Raw genomic sequence first — 24,126 nt, 5'->3', positions numbered from 1 at the left:
GTCCGTCAGCTATTTTTTTTTACCAAGGAAGATATTTTTTCCACCAACTTGTTTTTTTCTTTTCTTCAGTTGTCTTTTCAAATTCCTCTTTATCATCAACGTGATCCATACAATATTCAGTTGGTTCTGTACCTTTTGCAAAATACATTTTCACTGAAATTGGACAATTTTTTGTAGCGATTTTCCCGTTTTCAGGGTTAATATCGACTGCAACGACGTCACTTGGTTGTTTAAACTCTTTTTTAGGCTGTCCATCTAAGCCTTTCTCCATCGTATCAGTCCATATTCTTTTCGCATAGCCTTGTTCTGCTACGTTTGAAATTGATTTAGGTTGATCATATCCAACCCATACGCCAGTTACGAGTTGCGGGGTAAACCCAATCATCCAACTATCTGTTTCGGTAGAACCAGATTTTCCGGCATAGGTTCTTGATAGTTTAGATAACATTGATTGACCAGTTACAGCAGCATAACTGCTTAGTTTTTTATTAAACATGCCTGTCATCATTTCTTCCATCACAAATGCTTTGCTCTTATCAAGAACTTGTTTACTCTCCAAATGAGCATCGTATAAAATATTTCCTTCATGATCCATAATGCGGCGAATGAAAATAGGTTTTACTTCTTTTCCCCCGTTTGCGAACATGCTATAAGCGTTAACCATTTCAATTGGTTTTACAGGAGATGTACCGAGCGCGAGGGAAGGGACATCTTTTAATGCACTTTTAATGCCGAATTGCTTCGCTGTCTTTGTAAGAATGTCTTCGCCTAAAAATAAATTAGTCTTCACGGCATATACGTTATCAGAGACCGCAAGAGCTTGCGCCATTGTTACAAAATCGTCTGCATAATAGTCTTTATAGTTTTTCGGTTTATATTTTGAAACACCGTCACCTAAAGTGAACACGGTGTATTCGCTTTTTAAGCGCGTAGCAGGGGTGAATCCTCGTTCTAATGCCGCATAATATAGAAATGGCTTAAATGTAGATCCAGGCTGGCGAGCGGCCTGTGTAGCCCTGTTAAATTGACTTGTATTATAATCAGTTCCACCAACAAGGGCAGCTACTTCACCTGTTTTTGGATTCATAGAGACGAGCGCAGTTTGTATGTTTGTCGTGTCAGGTATGTGGTCTTTTACAGCTTGTTCTGCAACTGATTGTAATTTGGGGTCTAGCGTTGTATAAATACGCAAGCCGCCTTTTTGTAAGGCTTGCTCATCTAATCCGACATCGCGAAGAAGAGAAGCTTGTACAGCATCTTGGAAATAAGGCGCAACCTCTGCGACTTTTTTCGTATCTAATGAAGCGAAAGTTAGTGATTCTTTCTTTGCTGAAGCTGCTTGTTTCTTCGTAATATAGCCTTGTTCTACCATTTCATCTAATATAAGAGATTGTCGTTCTTTCGCACGATCTTTTTTTAAAAAGGGAGAGTAGACACTAGGTCCTTTTGGTATACCCGCGAGCATACTAGCTTCCGCTAATGTTAATTCTTTTGCTGTTTTATCAAAATATAGACGGGACGCAGCTTCGATTCCATAAGCACCATGCCCGTAATAAATTGTATTTAAATATCCTTCTAAAATATGATTTTTATTATAATTCACTTCAAGACGGATTGTGTACATTGCTTCTAATAGTTTACGTTTCCACGTTTTATCATGATCTAAGTATAGGTTACGGGCATACTGTTGTGTAATCGTACTAGCACCTTGGACTTTTGCCATCGCTTTTAAATCAGCAACAATGGCACCAGCAATACGCTTCATATCAAAGCCATGATGTTTGTAGAATCGTTGATCTTCGATAGATAGTGTTGCCTCTTTTACATAAGGAGAAATTTCATTGAGAGATACATTGTAGCGTTTTTGTACCTGATTACTTTGTCCTATAACAGTGTCATCATTAGCGTAAAAGACACTTGTTTGCGGGACAGCAACAGGAGGAGGTCCCATAATTTTTGCAACTATAATAATAACAAAAAAGGAGAAAACGAAAAAAAGAACAGAAGAAAACATTACGGTGAAGAAAAGACGTTTATATTTTTTAAGTTTTGGATTCATAGTTTGATCCATCTTTTTCAGCCCCTCATTCATACAAACATTATTGTATTAGTATTGAGGGTTTTCGATTATTTTAAACAATGAAATTTCGAAAATAAAGAGCTCCTTCAATTAAGAAAGGAGCTCAAATGCACGTGCTGGCCAATCGGTAATAATGACATCTACGCCATAATCAATCATAGTTTGCAAATCTTTGTATTCGTTAATTGTATAAGGGCGGAAAACGTACCCTTGTTTTTGCGCTAGTTGAACAAATTCCTTTGTTAGTAGTTGAAAGTTTGGATGTAAACCAGTTGCTTCTCTAGTTTTCGCTTCAGCGATAGGATCAGCAAGAGGTGTGTCATATAAAATTGCTCTTGGGATTTCAGGAGCTATTTCTGCTAATAATGAAACAGAGTCGTGATTAAATGAAGAGAATACAATTTGATTAGAAAGATGATATTCTCGAACGAGAGCAACAACTTTTTCTTCAATGTTTGGATAGTGAATGACATCTGTCTTTAACTCAATGTTGAGCTGTAACTTTGTTGTAGATAACCAAATGAATACTTCGCGTAACGTTGGGATTTTTGCTTCATGGAAAGAAGGATCTTTATGGCTGCCGGCATCTAAAGCTTGTAACTCTTTTACCGTTTTTTCAGAGACAAGACCTACATCATTCGTTGTACGATCGACTGTTTCATCGTGAATTACGACAAGTTCACCATCTTTTGATAGGTGGACATCAAGCTCAATTCCATGGGCGCCGATGCGTTCAGCTTCTTGGAAGGCAATCATCGTATTTTCTGGATGTGTTCCTTTTACGCCGCGATGAGCGAAAATAAGTGGTTTACTCATGTGAAATTCTCCTTATCATTTCTTTTCTTTCATTATGAAACTGCTTTTGAAAAAATACAATTTAATATGACAAACATTTACAAAAGTCTAACAGTTGCACAAAAGTTAACGTTAACGTAAAATGTAATAATCGAGTGAAGGGAGGAATAAACATGTATAAGATTGATGAAGTTACAAAGCAAGTTGGTTTAACAAAACGTACACTTCGTTATTATGAGGAAATTGGTTTAATTCATCCCCCAGAACGTAGTGAGGGGAACATTCGCCTGTATACAGACGAAGATATCGCTAGAATTAAAAGAATTGTGGAAGCGAAAGAAGTGTTAGGGATTACGCTTCAAGAAATGCAACATTTTTTATCGTTAAAAGAAAGAATGGAGCAAAGAAGAAATAGTGAGAATCCCCGTGATCGTGAAGTGATTCAAGAAATTAAAGAGATGCTTGAAAAACAAGTGCAAACGCTAGACGAGAAAATGGAGCAAATGCAGCGTGTAAAGGGAGAACTTGAAGACAGCTTACATCGTGCAGTGACATTTTTAGAGAATACAAAAGGAGAGTAATCAAAATGGAGAGCAAACAAAAACTAGGGAGATTGATTACAGTGTTGGCTACTTTCCTTGCCTTTTCAGGTATAGGGGTAGTCGATCCAATTTTGCCAATTATTGCTGAAAAGATTGGTGCATCGCATTGGCAAGTAGAGATGTTATTTACAGCATATATTTTAACGATGGCAATTATGATGTTACCAGCTGGAATATTTGCATCGAGATTTGGTGATAAACGAATGATGACAATCGGTCTTGCCATCGTGACTGTATTTGCGTTTATATGCGGTATATCGCAAACGATTGCTCAGTTATCTCTTTTCCGCGCTGGATGGGGATTAGGGAATGCGATGTTCTTCGCAACGGCGATGACTTTATTGATTGCATTAAGTAAAGAAGTTCATGAAGCAGTAGGGTTATATGAAGCAGCTATCGGTTTAGGAATGGCAGGTGGACCATTATTAGGCGGGATATTAGGTGGACATTCTTGGCGTTACCCATTTTTTGCGACGAGTATTTTAATTTTCTTAGCATTTATTTTAGTTTTCTTCTTTGTGAAAGAACCAGAGCGAAAAGTGAAGCGTAAAGCGGCAGGCGTAGGAGAATTACTTAACCTGGTGAAGTATAAGCCGTTTATGCAAGGCGCCATTTCAGGAATGTTATACTACTACGGATTTTTCGTTGTGTTAGCATATTCACCACTTATTATGCATTTATCTGCTATTCAATTAGGTTTTGTATTTTGTGGATGGGGACTCGCGTTAGCTTACGGTTCTGCAATTTTAGCACATAAGCTAGAAGGGAAATATGAGCCGAAAACATTGTTGAAAGGCAGTTTACTCGTATTTGCGCTATTCTTAATTGCACTATTCTTCGTGAAAATTATGTGGTTACAAATTGTATTAATTGTTCTATCAGGATTAGCATCAGGATTAAATAATGCATTATTTACAAGTTATGTAATGGATATTTCACCTTATGAAAGATCTGTTACATCTGGTGTTTATAACTTCGTTCGTTGGTTAGGTGGCGCAATTGCTCCCATTTTATCAGGGATTATCGGCCACGCTGTTTCACCGCAAAGTCCATTTTTAGTAGGTGGGATTGTTGTATTAGTTGGTTGTGTAATGATTTTAATTCCGATTCGAAAACAGGTAGAAGTAGAGAGAAAAGCCCTTTCTTAAGAAAGGGTTTTCTTTATATGTATATGTTAGAACCCTCTGACTAAAATATATTTTCGGTATTTTTGTACTTTTAACTATACATTTTGGATGTTTTGTTTTATTTTTGTTAGGGGACATTAATGATGTCCCTATTATAAATTTGCATTGAAAGGCGTGATTGTACGATGGAACTATGGTTCACTGAAAAACAAACAAAACATTTTGGGATTACGGCGCGTATTAACCGCACATTACATACGGAGCAAACAGAATTCCAAAAACTTGATATGGTCGAAACGGAAGAGTTCGGAAACATGCTTATTTTAGATGGCATGGTTATGACAACAGAAAAAGATGAGTTCGTTTATCATGAAATGGTAGCGCACGTACCTTTATTTACACATCCAAACCCTGAAAACGTATTAGTTGTAGGTGGCGGCGATGGCGGTGTTATTCGTGAAGTGTTAAAACACCCAAGCGTAAAGAAAGCAACTCTTGTTGAAATCGATGGAAAAGTAATTGAGTACTCTAAACAGTACTTACCATCAATTGCAGGTGCATTAGATAATGAGCGTGTAGAAGTAAAAGTAGGAGACGGTTTCCTACATATCGCAGAAAGCGAAAATGAATATGACGTAATTATGGTAGATTCTACTGAGCCAGTAGGACCAGCAGTAAACCTATTTACAAAAGGCTTCTACGCTGGAATTTCAAAAGCGTTAAAAGAAGATGGTATTTTCGTTGCACAAACGGACAACCCTTGGTTTACGCCAGAACTAATTACAACTGTGTTTAAAGATGTAAAAGAGATTTTCCCAATTACTCGTTTATACACAGCGAACATTCCAACTTACCCAAGCGGTCTTTGGACGTTCACAATCGGATCTAAAAAACATGATCCATTAGAAGTAAGTGAAGAGCGTTTCCACGAAATCGAAACGAAATACTACACAAAAGAATTACACAATGCAGCATTCGCATTACCGAAATTTGTTGGCGATTTAATTAAGTAAGAGAATCGCACGGAACAAATAAAGTGTAAATAGCTCATTTAAGGTGTTTGTCCAGAAGACTTGAACATGCTAGCTATTTACACTTCTGTAAAGAAAATTGTCTTCTTTGTATGAAATAGAAGACCCGGTAAATCGAGAAAGAGGAGCAACTCGCTCCAAATTTGAGAAATAATGAAAGGTTGGGATACCTTAAGTTCCACATAAGGAGGAAAAGAATATGCGTTTTGATGAAGCTTATTCAGGTAAAGTATTTATTAAAAGTCATCCAAGTTTTGAAGAGTCGAAGGTAGTTATTTATGGGATGCCTATGGATTGGACAGTAAGTTACCGTCCGGGATCTCGTTTTGGCCCTGCACGTATTCGTGAAGTATCAATCGGTCTTGAAGAATATAGTCCGTATTTAGATCGTGAACTAGAAGAGGTAAAATATTTTGATGCGGGTGATATCCCATTACCATTCGGAAACGCACAGCGCAGCTTAGACATGATTGAAGAATATGTATCAAAACTTTTAGATGCCGATAAGTTTCCACTAGGTCTCGGCGGTGAGCACTTAGTGTCTTGGCCAATTTTTAAGGCAATGGCAAAAAAATATCCGGATTTAGCAATCATCCATATGGATGCTCATACTGATTTACGTGAATCATATGAAGGGGAGCCTTTATCCCACTCTACACCAATTCGTAAAGTGTGTGATTTAATTGGTCCGGAAAACGTATATTCTTTCGGAATTCGTTCTGGAATGAAGGAAGAATTTGAATGGGCGAAAGAAGTAGGTATGAACTTATATAAATTTGACGTATTAGAACCGTTAAAAGAAGTATTACCGAAACTTGCAGGACGCCCAGTCTATGTCACAATCGACATTGATGTATTAGACCCAGCTCACGCTCCAGGAACAGGAACGTTAGAAGCTGGTGGTATCACATCTAAAGAATTATTAGATTCCATCGTAGCAATTGCAAATTCAAATATAAATGTAGTTGGAGCAGACTTAGTAGAAGTAGCTCCTGTCTACGACCATAGTGATCAAACACCAGTCGCAGCAAGCAAATTCGTGCGGGAAATGCTGCTCGGTTGGGTAAAGTAAAAGCAGAATCGGCTCGCCCAGAATGTGAGGGGGATGGAGCTTCAGACATAGAGGCGTTTTTTGCCTCGAAGGAAGAAGCGAAGCCACCGATTATTCTAGCCGCTGCAGCTAGATAAAATAAGAGTCTCCTATGATTAGGGGGCTCTTATTTTGTCGTTATGTGTCGGTAAGTCGATATATTTAAAAAACCGCTGATATAATTCGAGTTACGCTGATATATTTAAAAAATCGCCGATATAATTCGAGTTGCGCCGATATAATTGAAAAACCGCTGATATAATTGTATTTACTATCACGCAACACACAAAAAAGAGCTATTCCCAAACAACGGGAATAGCTCTTTTTCTTATGCAACCTTCTCTTCCGAAGTAATGCCGCGAATGTCATCAGCAGAGCGAATTGGATATTTACGGAACACAATTGATCCGATGTATCCAACAATCGTGGTAACGATTCCACATAATATAGCAGCAATTGTTACTTTTACAACGTCATTAAATCCGAATAAAACAAGAAGTCCTGGGATTGGTGATGCTGTTCCTGGTGCATTATTAACGAGCTGGAACAGAGATGTAATAATACCAGCAAGTGCACCGCCAACGAAGTTTGTCGCATAAATTGGAATTGGATTTGCTGAAACAACATCGGCTTGTGTTAAAGGCTCGATTGCTACAGCAATTGTGTCTTTCTTTGAACAAATCTTTAGTCGTTTAAAGAAAATAAAGTTCATTGGGGCTGAGGCTGCTACGGCAAGACTACCAATTGCCATTGGTAAACCTGTTAATCCAAGCATTGCAGTGAGTGCCATAGAACTCAGTGGAGAGGTAGAAATAACTGTTATTAATCCACCAAGCATAATACCCATGATAATAGGGCTTTCTGTAGTTGCAACTGAAATCATAGAACCAATTTTACCAAGTGTTGCGTTAACGAGCGGATCCATAAGCATTGCCATTCCGCGTGAGATTGGTGCAGCGATAAATAAAATTGCTAAAAACTCTACACCAGCCGGTAATTTCTTTTCGAGAAATTTTACGACGAAGGCACAAACGTATCCAGCGAAAAATCCTGGTAAAATACCAAATCCACTAGTAGCGATACCGATTAAAACAGCATATACGGGGGAAACACCGATTGCTAATGCGACTAAAATCGCTGCTGCGACACCGCTCATACTACCGGAAGCTTCTCCTACTGATTGTAAAAAGTCATTATGAAACATTTCTCCACCTATATAACGATGAAATGCTTCAATAAGAAAACTTGCGATTGCTGCATTAGCTAAAGCACCCATTGCTTTCATGCCGTAAGGAGCACGGTAACTAAAAAGTGTAAATAGACAAAGTACAACAAGTAATAGTGCTAAACCTTGCAAGATAGCCATTTGAAAACTGTCTCCTTTGATTTTTGTAATAAAAATTTGTATCATTCAATAATAATATAAAAGTGTATGAAACGGAAAAATTTTTTCTTGGGAAATTGCTATAAGGTGAAAATGCCTTACAATAATGTAAGGAAAGTGTAAGACTTTTAGATAGAGTATAGTATGCCATTTTTCGTATAATACAAGTATAGATATATGACTAGGGAAAAAGAAGTGCAAACAGGAGGCGCATGTATGAAATTGGTAATTAAAGTTTTGGTTGTATTCGCCATCATTCTAGGTGGAACAGCGTATTATTTGAACACAAAAACAGAAGGTGTACATGCTTTTGTAGACAACTTCTTTTCAAATAAAGAAATACAAGATTATTATGCGGTTATAGATAAAGGTGAGAAAAAAGACGGAGAATACTTGTATACTTTTAAAGGGTATACAGAAGACGGAAAGTTACAGGTTATTAAAAGAATGATGAACCGTGAATTGCATACGGGGGCATTTATAAAAATTTATGCAAAAGGTATGCAAGGAAAAGGGTGGGCTGAAATCCCGAAAGAATCAATTCCACAAAAAGCGTTGGAAAAAATAGAAAAACGATAAAAGGAGCGACTCATTCGCTCCTTTTTTAGTGCGTTAAAATAGTGATAGATGTCTTTTCTTTGCTAGAAATGATTGTTGCACGTCCGCCAATTGGGAAAGTGAAAATCGGGGTTGTATGACCGAAACTTGCATTTGCAATGATAGGGATATGTGCAAGTTCAGGCTTTGAAGCAATCATTTCTTGAATGTCTTCTATCGTGCATTCTGCGCCTTTTTGCATCTTTCCTATAACGATGCCTTTTACATGTTCAAAATCTTGCTGCTGCATAAGAGAATGTAAATATCGATCAAAAGTTTTAAGAGTAGCTCTTCCAGTTAAACTATCCTCTTCAAGAAATAAAATTTTATCCTTTAAGTCTGGCATATATGGTGTACCTTGCAGTAAGTTCAATGTGCTCATATTACCACCGATAATATCTCCCGTAGCTTCTCCTTCGTGAATCGAAACGTATCCTTCATTCTTAATAAACTCTCGATTTTCCTGATCAATGTACCAAGAATCATCACTCCATGTTTCAGATGGTAGGACTTCAATCGGCTCATTAGAAGTTACGCATTTTAAAAAGTAATCTGTTGTATACTCGAGCCCTTTCTCCATTCCAAATGAAGAGAAATGGGGGCCTGAATATGTAACAAGTCCTGTTTTAGTGTAAATTGCATTATTTAGTGCAGTGATATCCGAATAGCCACAGAAAAATTTCGGGTTTTCTCGAATTAAATCGTAATCGAGATGTTTTAATAAGCCATTAGAATTGTATCCGCCAAGTGTCGTCAAAATGGCTTTTACATTCGGGTCTCTAAATGCTTCGTGAAGGTCTTGAACGCGTGAAGAAATAGAAGAGGAAGCAAATCTGTCTATCTCATCAGCATATGTTGAAAATGTAACGTGAAAGCCCATTTCGGTTAACCTTTTTACAGCAAGCTTCCTGTTTTCAGTTGAGACAATACTTAAACTACAAGATGGTGAAATCACTCTAATTTCATCACCTTTTTTCAATTTTGTTGGTAGCACTTCATTCACCTCTTCAAAAGAAAGAATATTTAGATTTAAGAAATATTTTATCATATGAAATAAAGTGAAAGTGAATTATGTTTTGAAATGGAGTTTTCCTGATTTTTCAGCAGACAGACAGAGGTTTTTTTTGATATGATAGGAAAAGTGATTTATTATAAGTAGTATTTAATATCTATAACATTTGAAAGGTGTGCAAGACGTGGAGAAACAACTTGCAGGCTTGCCGGTACACGTTCATTTCGTAACAGAAATCCGTGAAGGGGCGAGGAAGGAAACCGTTGCTTTTGAAGCAAATGGTCAATACTATGTAAAAGGTCAAGGTACATATGTAACATTCCAAGAGCCGAACGAACAAGGCGAAGTGAAAACAATTATTAAAATTCAAGATGAACAAGTTCTCATTATGCGTTCAGGTGCTGTTTCGATGCGTCAAACGCATGTGAAAGGTGAATGGACAACTGGTACGTACACGAGTGAACTTGGTACGTTTGCATTGCAAACAAAGACTGATAACGTTCTTTTTAAATGGTCGGATGAAAAGAAAAAAGGACAACTCTTCTTAACGTACGCATTGCTTCTAAGTGAACAAGAAGCTGGCAGATATACAATTACGATTAATTTGAAGGAGGCAAAATAATGAATTCTTTAGAACAAGTAAAAGGATTAATTAAAGAAGAAATTCAAGCTGCTGTATTAAAGGCAGAATTAGCGACAGAAGAACAGATTCCAAACGTAGTATTAGAATCTCCAAAAGATAAAACAAATGGTGACTTCTCTACAAATATGGCAATGCAACTTGCACGTGTTGCGAAAAAAGCACCTCGTATGATTGCAGAAGAATTAGTTGCAAACTTCGATAAAGCAAAAGCTTCTATTGAAAAGATTGAAATCGCAGGTCCTGGTTTCATTAACTTCTACATGGATAATAGCTACTTAACAGACTTAATCCCAACGATCGTTAATGCTGGTGAAGCTTACGGTGAAACGAATACTGGTAAAGGTGAAAAAGTACAAGTTGAGTTCGTATCTGCGAACCCAACAGGTGACCTTCACTTAGGGCATGCACGTGGTGCAGCAGTAGGTGACACTTTATGTAACTTATTAGCAAAAGCAGGATATGATGTATCTCGTGAGTACTACATTAATGATGCTGGTAACCAAATCCATAACTTAGCTCTTTCTGTTGAAGCTCGTTACATGCAAGCTTTAGGCTTAGAGAAAGAAATGCCAGAAGACGGATACCATGGTGCGGACATCATTGCAATTGGTAAACGTTTAGCAGAAGAGTTTGGCGATCGTTATGCGAAAGCTGATGAAAAAGAAAGCTATGAATTCTACCGTGAGTACGGTTTAAAATATGAGTTAGCAAAACTTCAAAAAGACTTAGAAAGTTTCCGTGTTAAATTTGATGTATGGTTCTCAGAAACATCATTATACAAAAACGGAAAAATCGATCAAGCTCTTGCTGTATTAAAAGAGCGTGACGAGATTTTTGAAGAAGACGGTGCAACTTGGTTCCGCTCAATGACTTACGGTGATGATAAAAACCGTGTATTAATTAAAAACGACGGTTCTTACACGTACTTAACGCCAGATATCGCGTATCACCGTGATAAATTAGAGCGTGGTTTCGATAAGTTAATCAACATTTGGGGTGCTGACCACCACGGTTACATTCCACGTATGAAAGCTGCTATTCAAGCGCTAGGTTACGATAAAGAAACACTTGAAGTAGAAATCATCCAAATGGTACAACTGTATCAAAATGGTGAAAAAATGAAAATGAGTAAGCGTACAGGTAAAGCAGTTACACTTCGTGAGCTTATGGAAGAAGTAGGTGTGGACGCAATGCGTTACTTCTTCGCAATGCGTAGCGGTGATTCTCATTTAGACTTCGATATGGACTTAGCTGTATCAAAATCTAACGAAAACCCAGTATACTATGCACAATACGCTCACGCTCGCGTATGCAGTATCCTTCGTCAAGGTGAAGAATTAGGATTAGCTACAGGCGGAGACGTGAACTACAAACTTGTTACTTCTGAGAAAGAAGTAGAGTTACTGAAAAAACTTGGTGAATTCCCGGCAGTAGTTGCGGATGCAGCACAAAAACGTTTACCACACCGTATTACAAACTATGCATTTGAATTAGCAGCAACATTACACAGCTTCTACAATGCAGAAAAAGTATTAAACCAAGATAACTTAGAATTAAGTAAAGCTCGCTACGAGTTAATGAAAGCAGTACGCACTACACTTCAAAACGCATTAGCAATCGTAGGAGTATCTGCGCCAGAAAAAATGTAATTAAGAAAAGCGGAGCCGACTGTTTAGTCCCGAAGGCTAAGGTTCTTTCCCACAGAAGATGCATTTTATCTTCTTGTGGGGAAGGTTCTTAGACGGAAGGGGCTAGGAGGCAGAGCTAGACATAAAGAAAAGCGGAAGCGGCTCGTTCAGAATAGGAGGGGGAAGGCGCGAAGCCACCGAGTATTCTAGTCGATTTTCGCTTTTAGTAAAAGGCAATCACACGATGTTGTGATTGCCTTTTTTTATTGTAGTTTTGTTATATATGATACGAAGAAGTAACAAGGAAATAGAAGGAGAGCATACGATGAATGCTGTGAAAAAACAAAAGATAACATTAGTTGTCATATTTGCAAGTGCGATGTTTGTATTACTGAGCGGCTTTGCTTTTCTTCAAACGTTAGATGATATGTGGAGAGCTGGTGATATATATTTAGAGAGTGAGCAACAAGGAGAGACAAGCTATGAGGCAAAATTCTCATCATGGGATATTGCTGGGAAAGGTATTGAACTTGAGTATGCCAAAGACACAGAAGTAACATTTTCTTATGAGACGGATGCAAAACGTGGGAATTTATGCTTTAGCTTGTATGAAAGGAAAGGAGAAGGTATAAGGGAGTTAAAAGAAATCTGTGAATCAAAAAAAGGTACTTTTAAAGCTACATTGAAAGCGAATGAAAAGTATGTATTTAGTATAAGTGGTTTAATGGTGAAAGATGGTTTTGTAAAAGTGAATTGGGAAACAAAATAAAGGCCCTTGGGAAGGGCCCTTTATTTTATCGGATTGTATACGTAACCGAAAAGCTAACAGGACTATAGTAAACATAAGGTGCATGAAATTGAACGTACATATTCCCATCTGTTTTTGCAGTGAAAATTCGGCCGTAGCCATCAGAATAACGTCCAATAAGGTTATGATTTGAGTCATAAACACTGTAACTAGGGGTTTTGCTGTTAGGTTGAATTGTTAACTCTTGTCCCTTTTGAAGGAAAACAGGTTCTTGTTCAGAACTACTTCCAGTTTGCAAAGAATAAAATTTTGTAAAGCTTTGTTCTTGAGTAGCGGCAGCGGCCTTTGTTTCAGGAATAAACGCGGTAGCACCAGTAATTCCTGCTAAAGTTAATGCACCGGCTAAAATTATTTTTTTCATAGTAGAAAAGCCTCCTTAATTGTTGTAATCATTTTTGTTACAGTTAATATTGTATACGATAATGAGTAGGAGAAAATATGCTTTTATGCATATATATTTTTTCTCAATAAAAGACCACTGATAAAAATCGGTGGTCTTTTAAATGACTAAGCAGCTTTTTGTTCAGTTTGAGTGACAGGTTTTTGAAGTGTATTATAAACTCCTGTTCCAATAACCTCTAATGCCATTTTCATACGTTCAGGTGAAATGTTCTCAAATACGTTATCTTGAGGTGTGTGATATACCTTTTCGATATGATAGATTAATGGATTCCAACTATCGACACCCATCCAAATAAATAGAGCGGCAGGAATCCCAACTTCAGCAAATGGTACGTGATCACTAGAGCCGAATTTTCCTTGCAGTACAAGGTCATTATTTAACTGTTTACCTGCTTGCAAGGCTGCATCTGTTACAAGGTTTGGAGAACCGTTAGGCGTCATAGCATATAAATTCTTTGCTTTATCGTAATTTGTTGCGACCATGTCTGCGTTAAAGACACCTAAAATTCGATCGCGTTCTTTTTGGGATAAACTATTAACGTAATAATCGGAGCCAAGTAAGCCAGTCTCTTCAGAACCGAAAGCAATAAAACGAATTTCTTTATCAGTTTCTACATTTTGAAAAGCACGAGCTAATTCTAATACTAACCCTGTACCAGAAGCATTATCATTTGCTCCAGGTGCTCCAACGACACTATCGTAGTGTGAACTTACGACGACAGCTTTTTCAGTACCTGTACTGTTTTTTGGTTTCTTTTTAGCGATGACGTTTAATGATGTTAAATTAGATTCATGTCTCGCTTTTAGGGAAAGAATTGTTGTTCCTTTTTTAGCGATTTCTTCTTTAAATGCATTTCCTTGTGCATAAGCAAGACCGAAGACAGGGATAGATTGCTTTTTCGTTAGGCGGGGATTGAAAGTTTGTCCGTAGTTTCCACGTCCACCAATTAAACTGTATAAAAGAACACCTTTTGCTCCTTTGCTAACGGCATTTTCAACTTGTTTATTATAGTCAGCTACTGTTGTTCCTCTTTCGAATAGAACAATTTTTCCATTTACTTCATTTGGGATATCCTCTAATTTTGTCCCACCTTGAACAAAGATAAGAGGAGCCGTAACAGATTCTGTAGAAATTAGTGCGTTAGGGGCAGCACCAGCTTGCCAATTACGCTTTGTGGATAATGGTGATTCAATAAATCCAACGTATTGATCCGGCACTTGGAATGGTTGATATTCTACTTCGTAGCCCATTGATTTAAGCTGCATACCGACGTAGCGAGAAGCCCATTCCTCTGATTTTGTCCCGCCAGGTCGAGGGCCAATTGTTTCGGATAAGAAACGGATGTGTTCGATAGCGCGGCTTGCATCAACTTGTTTTGTAATAGATGAAGTCTGTGTGATTTCTGAAGTGGAATCAGCTTTGGCTTGTCCAATCGGAGCTAAGCTAACAGCGAGTGATACAGCAAGCAAAGAGCTTACTATTTTTTGTTTCAAAGATTTTTTCATTTTTTCCTCTCCTATTCTTCTATTCTCTCTGACTGACAAAAGAAGACGGATAACGACTTCATTTTACCCTTACCTTTATTATTTTTCAATATTCTGACATTGAGAAATAAAAAACGCTGTATGCACATTTGCATATTTTTGACGGAGATATGTATGCTATCATTTTAAACGAAGGTTCGCTTTCTATTTGGAAAGCTCCTACATTGCATGAATCTAGTGTACCCAAACTTTAGATTATGTAGAGAAAAGAATCCACTGTAGGGTTTCTTTTCTCGTGTTTGAATCATGTGATGATAAATATGTTTCCGCATTTCATAATTATCATCAGTGATATATGTAAGGCATCCATATGAAAATACGAGGCTGTTCAAAGGTTTTCCGTACTTTTGGACAGCCTCACCCCGTTAAAAGGACGATACTCTATGTATCGTCCTTTTTTGTATAAAAAAACACCCCATCAAATATTCACTTGATGGGGTGTGAAAAACTATTAATAATATTTTTTGCGTTTTGTAGCTAAAATACTTAACAAACCAGCTAGTAGAAGTAAGATACCTACTGTTTGAGTAGAATCTTTTTTGTGACCTGTATTTGGAAGTTCTTTACCCGTATTTCGGTCATCTTGCTGTTTGTTTATTTGTGTTTCAGGGTTACCTTTTTCTAGTTCTTCGGAAGTTCCTTTACCGTGTGCTTCAGGATTTCCCTTTTCTAGTTCTTCAGAAGTTTCTGTACCAGGTGTTTCAGGATTTCCTTTTTCTAGTTCTTCGGAAGTTTCCTTACCTGGTTTCTCTTCTTTATTCGGAGGAGTAATTGATTCATTATCTCCACCTGATGAAGATTCAATCTTTTTATTTGAAACTGTAATTTGTAGTGGTGCAGCTTGGGCTTTTTCAATTGTAAAGCTTATTGGTGATGCATCTAATTGATAGCCTTCAGGAGCTTTCGTTTCAATAAATTGATAGTCTCCAGGTTGTAAGTCTTTAGCGATGATTTTTCCGTCTTTATTGGTAACTAAATTCGTACGAATATCATTACCGTTCATATCAGTAATTTTAAATACCGCACCTTCTAGCGTTTCTTTCGCATCTAAAGAGTCAACTTTCGTTAATTCAACGCCACCCTTAGTTAAGCCATTTTTAGCAGTAACAGAAACGTGAGTTGTTTGGCTTTTCTCGATAGTGAAAGGAATAGGTGTTTTATTTAAATCATAATGTTTCGGAGCTTTCGTTTCCACGAATTGATAATCTCCTGGTCTTAAATTAGAAGCAGAAACTTTCCCGTCTTTATCAGTAGTTAAATTTGTGCGAACAATTTTACCTTTCGCATCAATGATGTTAAATACTGCATCAGAAAGTTTTGTATCTGGATTTATATCATCCACTTTAATTAACTCTACCGCACCTTCAATTAAGCTGTTCTTAGCAGTGACTTGTAACTTCTCTGCTTGGCTTTTCTCAATTGTAAATTTAATTGGTGTAGCATCTAGTTTATAGTGCTTAGGAGCTTTTGTTTCAATAAATTGATAGTCTCCAGGATGTAAATCAGGAATAGAAACTTTCCCTTTCGCATCTGTCGTAATGCCAGTACGAACGTCATTGCCGTTCATATCAACAATTTTAAATACCGCACCTTCAAGAGCCGTACCGTCGATATCATCCATTTTAGAAAGTTCTACCGCACCTTTAGTTAAACTATTTTTAGCAGTAACAGAAATCGGTTCGGCTTGTCCTTTCTCGATAGTGAAAGGAATTGGTTCTTTATTTAAATCGTAATGTTTCGGAGCCTTTGTCTCGATGAATTGATAATCACCCGGACGTAGGTCAGGAACGCTAATTTTACCTTGTGAATTGGTAGTAAGACTCTTGCGAATTACAGTACCCTTCATATCAACAATGTTAAATACAGCACCCTCAAGAGTAGTACCATCGACGTCATCGACTTTAGAAAGTTCAACGCCACCTTTAGTTAAACTATTTTTCATAGTAACAGTAGCAATATCTTTTTGGCTTTTTTCAACTGTAACTACAATTGGCTTTTTGTCTAAATCATAATGTTTCGGAGCGGTTGTTTCGACAAATTGATACGTACCAGGACGTAAATTTTCAACAACGATCTTTCCTTCATTATTTGTTTTTAAATCTGTTTTAAGCACTTTTCCGTTTTGGTCTAGTAAATTAAATACCGCATCAGAAAGTTTCATTTGATCGTTTAGATCATCTACTTTAAGTAGTTCAATACTACCTTGTTGTAAGCTATTTTTAGCAGTTAAAGAAATAGCTTTCTTCTGTCCTTTTTCAATAGTGAAATGGATTGGCGTTTCATCTAAAACGTAATGCTTAGGTGCTTTCGTTTCGATGAATTGATAATCACCCGGACGTAGGTCATCGATTTCGATTTTTCCTTTATTATTTGTAACAAGATCTTTATGAATTACAGTACCGTTCATATCAACAATGTTAAATACAGCACCTTCAAGTTTAGTATCATCGATGTCATCTACTTTAGAAAGTTCAACGCCACCTTTTGTTAGAGCGTTTTTAGCCGTAACATGAAGCGTTTCAGTTTGGCTTTTCTTAATTGTAAATTTGATCGGTTTTTTATTTAAATCGTAATGTTCAGGAGCGATTGTCTCAACGAATTGATACGTGCCAGGACGTAGGTTTTCAACAACAATTTTCCCTTCATTATTTGTTTTTAAACCTTTTTCAACTAGCTGTCCGTCTGCATCTAATAAATCAAATACAGCATTAGCAAGTTTAGTGTTTGTATCGATATCATCAATCTTTGTTAATTCCACGCTACCTTTTTTCAACGTGTTTTTACCCGTAACAGTAATTTTTTTCGTTTGACTTCTTTCAATTGTAAATGGAATCGGTGTTTCGTCTAATACATAGTGCTCAGGAGCCTTTGTTTCAATGAACTGATAGTCTCCAGGACGTAAATCAGAAACGGAAATTTTTCCATTTTTATCTGTACCAAGGTTTGTGCGAACGTCGTTACCATTCATATCAACAATTTTAAAGATTGCACCTTTCAGCATTGTACGATCGATGTCATCGATTTTGGTTAAAATGACGCCACCCTTCGTTAAGCTGTTAGTAGCGGTAACGCTAATATTTTCTTTTTGACTTTTTCCAATAGTGAATGGAATAGGATCTTGTCTTAAGTCATAGTCTTTTGGAGCTTTTACTTCAATAAATTGATAGTCACCTGGACGTAAATCAGAAGCAGAAACTTTACCATGTTCATCGGTAGTTAATCCTTTACGAACTACCTTTTTCGTATCATGAGCATCAACAATGATAAATTCTGCGCCTTCAAGAGTAACGCCATCAATGTCATCAACTTTTGTTAAAGTAACGCCACCTGTAAGTAAACTATTTGTTACAGTGACAGGGACTGGAAGATCATCCTTGCTACCTTTTTTAATTGTGAACTTAATAGGTGTTTGATCTAATTTATAATGTTCAGGAGCTGATGTTTCAATAAATTGATAATCTCCTGGTGCTAAATCAGGAATAACTAGTACTCCGTAATCATCTGTTTTTAAATCTTTCGCAATTTCTTTGCCAGTTGCGTCTTGTAATGTGAACACTGCTCCAGCAAGAGCGATACTACTTTCCACATCATCTTCTTTAATAAGTTTAACTTTTCCTTTCGTTAAACTATTTTTAAATGTAAGTGGAAGAAGTTTTTGTTGTCCTTTTTCGATTGTAAATTCAATTGGTTCTACATTTACATCGTAATAAGTTGGGGCCTTTGTTTCGATAAGTTTATAGTTACCAGGACGTAAGTCGTCTACAACTAACTTTCCTTCACTATTCGTAACAAGTTCCGCACGAACATCTTCATTTGTATCTCTATTAACAATTTTAAATACCGCACCTTCAAGTGTTTCCTTTTCATCTGCAGCATTCACTTTTGTTAATTCAATACCGCCTTTTGTTAAGCTGTTTTTAGCAGTAACAGTAGCCGACGTCGTTTGACTTTCTGTGATTGTAAATTTAATCGGATTTGTATTTTTATCGTAATACTTTGGTGCTGTTACTTCGATAAATTTATAATCGCCAGGGCGTAAGCCAGTAGCGATAGCTTTACCATCCGCACCAGTTTTTATATTTTCGCGAATGACTTTCTTTTCATCATTAGCATCGACAATTTTAAATACAGCACCTGCAAGAGCTGTACCATCGATATCATCAACTTTTGTTAATTCAACATCTCCTGGTTTTAAAGCATTTTCAGCTTTCACAAGTAGAGTTTCTTTCTGACTTCTATCGATTGTAAATTCAATAGGTTCTGCTCGTAAAACGTAGTGTTCAGGAGCAGCTGTTTCAATAAATTTATACGTACCAGGACGTAGCTTATCAGCTTTTGTTTTTCCATCAGCATCTGTAGTTAAGTCAGTACGAACATCATTATTATTTACATCAACAATTTTAAATACGGCACCTGCAAGAGGTTTTTTATCACCGAATTCATCAACTTTTAATAATTCAACTTCTCCTGTTTTTAAACTGTTAGTTGCCGTAACAGTAGCAAAAGACTGTTGGCTTTTATCGATTGTAAACTCGATAGGATTTGTATTTAACACATAATCCTTAGGAGCTTCTGTTTCAATAAATTTATACGTACCAGGCTCTAAGTCTTTAACAGTTACTTTACCATCCGCACCAGTTGTTACATTTTCGCGAATGACTTTCTTTTCATCATTAGCATCGACAATTTTAAATATAGCACCTGCAAGAGCTGTACCATCGATATCATCAGTTTTTGTTAAAGTGACGCCACCTTTAATGAGGTGATTTGTCGCAGTAACAGTAACTGCCTTCTGTTGACTTTTTACAATTGTAAACTCAATTGGTGTTTTATCTATGTCGTAATCTTTAGGAGCCTTTTCTTCAACAAATTGATAGTCTCCAGGACGTAAATTTGTTGCTTCGATTTGTCCCTGATCATTTGTCGTTAATTTTCCATAGCCGGGGATTATTTTGTTTTTTCGGTCCCGTACACTGAACTCCGCACCTGCTAAAGTTTTTCCATCTTTATCGACTTTTGTTAAAATGGCCGAACCTGGAATCAAGCTGTTTGTTGCAGTGCGGTTTATTACTGTTGTTTGATCTTCCGCGATTTTAACCTCAATCAGTCGATCATCTAATTTATAATGCTCAGGAGCCTTTGTTTCTTGTAAGTAGTAAGTTCCTGGTTTTAAATGATCTACAGTAATTTGTCCTTTATCATTTGTTATTAATTCTTTATGTTCAGGAATAACCTGTTTGTTTTGATCCAGTAAAGAGAAAACAGCATGTTCAAGTCTCTCTCTACTCGTAGCATCAGTTTTTGTAAGTACTACTTTCCCAACAAACTTTTTATTTGTAAGAGTATATTTTGTAATTTCTTCAGAACCTAGCTCGACAAGTATACCTTCTTTTAATTCTTTACTAATTACATAACCTTGAGGTGCTTTTGTTTCTTTAATTAAATATTTATCACGTCGTAAGTTGTTAAACTTGGCGACGCCGTCATCACCTGTTGTAATTGAACGAATAGCGGTTGTGCCTGTCTGATCATATAAAGTAAATTCTGCTCCGGCTAATGGTACTTTTCTATCTTTGTCATCAACCTTTATAATTTGAAGACTTCCGCGTCCTTTATTAGCAGAACCACCCCCAGATCCAGAAGATACTTTAACTACCTTTTCTTCTGTTGTTTCAACCTGAGTTAATGTTAAACGATTACCAGTAATCTTCACTTTATTACTCACTGTCTCATTATTGTCTGCATTAATGAGTGAGCGATATTCTAAAATATAAGCTCGATTAATGGTATGAAGAAATTCAACTTTAAACTGTTGTTTTCCTGTATCGTTGTCTGTTGTTACTTTGAGTTTATAGTCTGTTCCTTCTTTTAATTCATTTGCTGTATCTTTTGTTAAAGTGCCATCCACGGCTACTGTTGTTGGATATAGGTGGAAGGACTTTTCATCAAGAATTTGATTGTCTGTTGGGTTATCTGTTACGACAGCATTTTCAATAGTTGATTGACTCGGATTAATGGAAACACTCCAATCAATATACTTGTCATTTTGTTTTGCTGTTTTCGTAACACCGCTACCACCGTTTTTGATCTCAAATGCACCATGGATAGTAGTAACAGTTTTCGATCCATCTTTTAAATCGGCATAATTATCGTAGCGCTTATTAATTTGTTCACCTGCAAGTGAAGTTTTAAAGCTAATATAATATGCAGAATTAATTTCGTTTTTAAAATGAACCGTTAATGTATTGTTGTTATCTTTTGTTGGATTTTCTATCGTATATTCGCTAGGAGGAACAGGATCGCCTACTTCAAATCCATGTGCACCACCAGTTAATTTCATATGTCGAACTTCAATAGATTCCGGTATTAATTTTTGGTTATCTCTTAATATATCAACGATAGAAGGATCCTTAATCGGTCTATTATTATAGTTAAACCCTATGTCCCATTTAATTTCTTTCGTTTGGGCATTGTAAGAACCGTATTTAAATCCGTTTCCTTTTGTGTAGTAATCAGGATCAAATGTATCATCAGATGAACTGTTGTTCTTTTTATTATTTATGTCTATCCATGATAAATTTGCTGTATTTTTGAATGATTTATTATCATTCTCTTTGGATAAATTTTCATAATTAAAGTCTGTTGTGTATGTGATAGTTAAAGTTTTATCCATATTAGACTTATAATCACCAGTTAGTTTCACTTCAAATCCCTTATCTGTTACATCAAGTGTGTAATCAAAATTTGGATCAAGCGTTCTCGAGCCGTCTGTAATTTTGAAACTATCTTTTTGTAACATTAAGCCACCATAGTCAAACGTATCCTTGATAACAGCATCGTTTAACACGTAGTTGTTATCATTTACAATAATTGTCCATGTTGTTGTTTTCTTATTGTAATCTGTATCTTTTTTATTATGTTTCTTTATGATATTTTGTTGTTTTAACGTAACTTTGTTTGTTTGATTCCATTTACCATCTGCAATAATTTTATTTTCGATTTCGCCATCTTTTATGACATCATTCGTAGCTTTCGATGTATAAGTAATCACATAGGCACTATTAATATCTTCATTAAACTGTAAATCAAATCCCTCATCAGTTTCTTTTACAGTAAAGTTTGTGGCGTTGTCACCTGTAACAAGTTTTCCTGCATCATCATAAGAAGCATTTTTTACCACGATAGAATTTTTATCAACTTTATGAGATTTATCCAAAACATCTTTTAAAAGCGCATCAGCTTTTTTAATATCTCTCTGATCACCGTTATAAGTGATTGTCCATTCGATTGTTTGTGTTTTTGGATTGTACTTACTAGTTTTCTCAAGATGTGTACCGCGTGAAACAGTTACAGTGGCATTCGCAGCTACACTACCTTGATTATCACTGGATACTTTTGCGTTGTTTTTGAAACTAGTAACACTTTCATCTGTAATCTTTGTTGCATATTCAATTTCATATGCTTTATTCGTTTCTTTTTTGAAAGCGATATTTAATTTATTAGAGGATGAAGTAAGTTCATATTCTTCTTTAGGAACTTCTGCACCACGAGTTGTTTTCCCGTTAATATCTACTTCCAAATAGTAGACCTTAATAGAATCTTCGTTGAGACTAGCCCCATTTGGAATGTCATCTTCAAAGACGGCATTTGTAAGCTTATCTTTTGTCTTGTTCATTTCTACTTTCCAATTAATTTGATTCGTATTAATTGGTCTATCAGGTACACCTTTTTTATCTATAGATTTTGTTACTTTAGGCTTGAAATCAAGCTCAATAATAACGTCTTTTTCTTTAATAGGGAATGGAATTTGTTTTTCGGTAGTCCCTGTAATTTTTACTTCATTAAACTCCGTACGAATATTTAAATCTCCAGCTATATTAGGATGATCTTCAACATATTCGTTAAAAGTCATCGTTACTTTGCCATCAGGCGTAACAACGAATGATCCAATCGTATGTCCTTCACCATCTATTAAATCTTCTGTAATGGTATTGTGGACAATAAAGTATTCTGGGAGTTGGAAAGTGTAGTAATCACCTTTTTTGACGTTTAGGGACTCTAAAATTTCCCATGTAAAATCAATTTTAGTAATAGAATCTGGACTTGGACGATTATCCGTATCATTGAATGGCTTACCGTCTTTGTCCGTTAGTGTGACACCTGTTAAAATATTTTCTGTAATTTGCTTAGGTGATGGGTCGGGATTATCAACAGGTTGTTCTGTTGTGTTATCACCATTTTTTTGCTCTTCCGTAGGTTGTTGAGCATTGCCGTTCTTTTGCTCTTCCGTAGGTTGCTGAGCATCACCGTTTTTTTGCTCTTCCGTAGGTTGTTGAGCATCACCGTTTTTTTGCTCTTCCGTAGGTTGCTGAGCATCGTCGTTCTTTTGCTCTCCCGTAGGTTGCTGAGCATCACCGTTCTTTTGCTCTTCCGCAGGTTGTTGAGTATCGCCATTCTTTTGCTCTTTTGCAGGTTGTTGAGCATCACCATCTTTTTGCTCTTCTGCAGGTTGTTGAGCAGTATCCTTATCCGTAGTAGGTGAAGCCGGGTTATCTACTTGAACAGGAACTGAAATAGGCTTAGCTGTTGCACCTAAAGGGAAAGAGAGTTGAACAGATTTTGCACCAGATTTTAAATCTGGATTGAATACTGCATCAATACTGATTTTTCCGTTAGCACCTTTGGAATCTTTTACTTGGTCGTTAAATACTAGTTTCATTTTGTTATCGTTTGCTTTAACAAAATATTGACCAATAATTTGTTGCTCTGCCATCAGATTTCCCTGTTGGTCACTTTTTACTTTTAATGCGTTAGGTATTTGGAGCACTGCTGAGTCTGTTTGTTGATCTTTTATTGACCAAGCATATTCTAGGTGAATGGTTGATCCTACTTTTATTAAGTTTTTAGGATTTAATGCTTCGTCAATAATATGATTTGTTGCATCTTTCATTTCAACAGTGTCAAATAATGAATTCCCTGCTAAGGTTTCTGCTTTTACTTGATTGTCTGGAAAACTAGCAAGTTGCGAAAATAGTACGAATACAATTAAACATATATTGAAAAGTTTTTTCATTGTGCCTCCTTTATGAATCCTTCTATTGCATAACAATGCTTTATGAAGAGATTATTTGTCATAGATCAATGTGCTTTATGTGATGCCTCCTTTACTACGTATACCCTTATAGAAAAAGTGTTCATATTGATGTCTTGTAACGTAAAACAAATGTATATTTTAATAATATAGGGAGTTAATATACAAATTTCGACAAAAAATGTCGAATGAAGTGCTGATAAGGAATGATATCAGACCTTTATAGAATGCGAGTTGTTATGTGGTTCTTTATAAAATAGGTACATACAAAAAATATGCAGTGAAATGCTT

At 36.5% G+C, this 24,126-nt stretch carries 15 protein-coding genes; 8 read left to right on the top strand and 7 right to left on the bottom strand.

Features of this window, described 5'->3' with window-relative positions; genetic code table 11:
* Positions 1–19 precede the first annotated feature (19 nt).
* Both PQF83_RS18575 and PQF83_RS18570 read right to left on the bottom strand, forming a co-directional pair.
* Positions 20–2,071: a transglycosylase domain-containing protein gene (locus PQF83_RS18575; RefSeq protein WP_000372994.1), complete on the bottom strand. Its 2,052-nt coding sequence runs from the start codon at positions 2,069–2,071 to the stop codon at positions 20–22.
* Positions 2,072–2,170: 99 nt separating this feature from the next.
* A complete protein-coding gene (locus tag PQF83_RS18570) occupies positions 2,171–2,896 on the bottom strand; it encodes a glycerophosphodiester phosphodiesterase (protein WP_000042763.1) in 726 nt (241 codons plus the stop codon).
* 152 nt (positions 2,897–3,048) lie between these two features.
* Here PQF83_RS18570 and PQF83_RS18565 point away from each other — a divergent pair, with 152 nt between their 5' ends.
* From PQF83_RS18565 to speB, 4 genes are all read left to right on the top strand, one after another.
* Complete coding sequence (locus tag PQF83_RS18565) at positions 3,049–3,456, top strand: MerR family transcriptional regulator (protein ID WP_000276568.1); 408 nt, start codon at positions 3,049–3,051, stop codon at positions 3,454–3,456.
* A gap of 5 nt (positions 3,457–3,461) precedes the next feature.
* A complete protein-coding gene (locus PQF83_RS18560) occupies positions 3,462–4,625 on the top strand; it encodes an MFS transporter (RefSeq protein ID WP_000444218.1) in 1,164 nt (387 codons plus the stop codon).
* Between the two features lie 164 nt (positions 4,626–4,789).
* Positions 4,790–5,617: a polyamine aminopropyltransferase gene (gene speE / locus PQF83_RS18555; RefSeq protein WP_000424696.1), complete on the top strand. Its 828-nt coding sequence runs from the start codon at positions 4,790–4,792 to the stop codon at positions 5,615–5,617.
* A gap of 217 nt (positions 5,618–5,834) precedes the next feature.
* On the top strand, positions 5,835–6,707 hold the full coding sequence (gene speB, locus PQF83_RS18550; RefSeq protein ID WP_001209831.1) for an agmatinase: 873 nt from the start codon (positions 5,835–5,837) through the stop codon (positions 6,705–6,707).
* Positions 6,708–7,053: 346 nt separating this feature from the next.
* Here speB and PQF83_RS18545 read toward each other — a convergent pair whose 3' ends face one another.
* Entirely contained in the window at positions 7,054–8,091 is a 1,038-nt protein-coding gene (locus tag PQF83_RS18545; RefSeq protein ID WP_000996317.1) for a PTS sugar transporter subunit IIC, read from the bottom strand.
* Positions 8,092–8,325: 234 nt separating this feature from the next.
* Between PQF83_RS18545 and PQF83_RS18540 the strand changes: the two genes are divergently transcribed.
* Positions 8,326–8,688, top strand: a complete 363-nt coding sequence (locus PQF83_RS18540; protein ID WP_000779936.1) for a YxeA family protein — start codon at positions 8,326–8,328, stop codon at positions 8,686–8,688.
* A 25-nt stretch (positions 8,689–8,713) separates the two neighbouring features.
* Here PQF83_RS18540 and PQF83_RS18535 read toward each other — a convergent pair whose 3' ends face one another.
* Positions 8,714–9,700 carry a S66 family peptidase gene (locus PQF83_RS18535; RefSeq protein WP_000938067.1) on the bottom strand — a complete coding sequence of 329 codons (987 nt, stop codon included), beginning with the start codon at positions 9,698–9,700 and terminating at the stop codon, positions 8,714–8,716.
* A 202-nt stretch (positions 9,701–9,902) separates the two neighbouring features.
* Between PQF83_RS18535 and PQF83_RS18530 the strand changes: the two genes are divergently transcribed.
* The 3 genes from PQF83_RS18530 to PQF83_RS18520 all read left to right on the top strand — a co-directional run bounded on the left by PQF83_RS18530 (position 9,903) and on the right by PQF83_RS18520 (position 12,758).
* Positions 9,903–10,340 (top strand): DUF1934 domain-containing protein, encoded by a 438-nt coding sequence (locus tag PQF83_RS18530; protein WP_000414867.1) that lies wholly within the window; start codon positions 9,903–9,905, stop codon positions 10,338–10,340.
* Positions 10,340–12,010 carry an arginine--tRNA ligase gene (gene argS, locus PQF83_RS18525; protein WP_001086449.1) on the top strand — a complete coding sequence of 557 codons (1,671 nt, stop codon included), beginning with the start codon at positions 10,340–10,342 and terminating at the stop codon, positions 12,008–12,010. The genes PQF83_RS18530 and argS overlap by 1 nt, the downstream gene beginning before the upstream one ends.
* A gap of 232 nt (positions 12,011–12,242) precedes the next feature.
* The gene (locus PQF83_RS18520) at positions 12,243–12,758 is read left to right on the top strand and encodes an anti-sigma factor (RefSeq protein WP_085964720.1); all 516 of its coding nucleotides are present in this window, start codon (positions 12,243–12,245) and stop codon (positions 12,756–12,758) included.
* 25 nt (positions 12,759–12,783) lie between these two features.
* Here the strand turns inward: PQF83_RS18520 and PQF83_RS18515 are convergent, their stop codons facing one another.
* The 3 genes from PQF83_RS18515 to PQF83_RS18505 form a co-directional block, all read right to left on the bottom strand.
* Complete coding sequence (locus PQF83_RS18515; RefSeq protein WP_000720474.1) at positions 12,784–13,158, bottom strand: hypothetical protein; 375 nt, start codon at positions 13,156–13,158, stop codon at positions 12,784–12,786.
* Between the two features lie 146 nt (positions 13,159–13,304).
* Positions 13,305–14,705, bottom strand: coding sequence for a M28 family metallopeptidase (locus tag PQF83_RS18510; RefSeq protein WP_000749146.1), 1,401 nt, complete (start codon positions 14,703–14,705; stop codon positions 13,305–13,307).
* Positions 14,706–15,195: 490 nt separating this feature from the next.
* A complete protein-coding gene (locus PQF83_RS18505) occupies positions 15,196–23,817 on the bottom strand; it encodes a SpaA isopeptide-forming pilin-related protein (RefSeq protein WP_000732694.1) in 8,622 nt (2,873 codons plus the stop codon).
* Positions 23,818–24,126 lie beyond the last annotated feature (309 nt).

It is taken from the genome of Bacillus sp. FF-1, from assembly GCF_028548245.1.
GTDB lineage: Bacteria > Bacillota > Bacilli > Bacillales > Bacillaceae_G > Bacillus_A > Bacillus_A paranthracis.
This window is presented reverse-complemented; position numbering and strand designations above follow the sequence as displayed.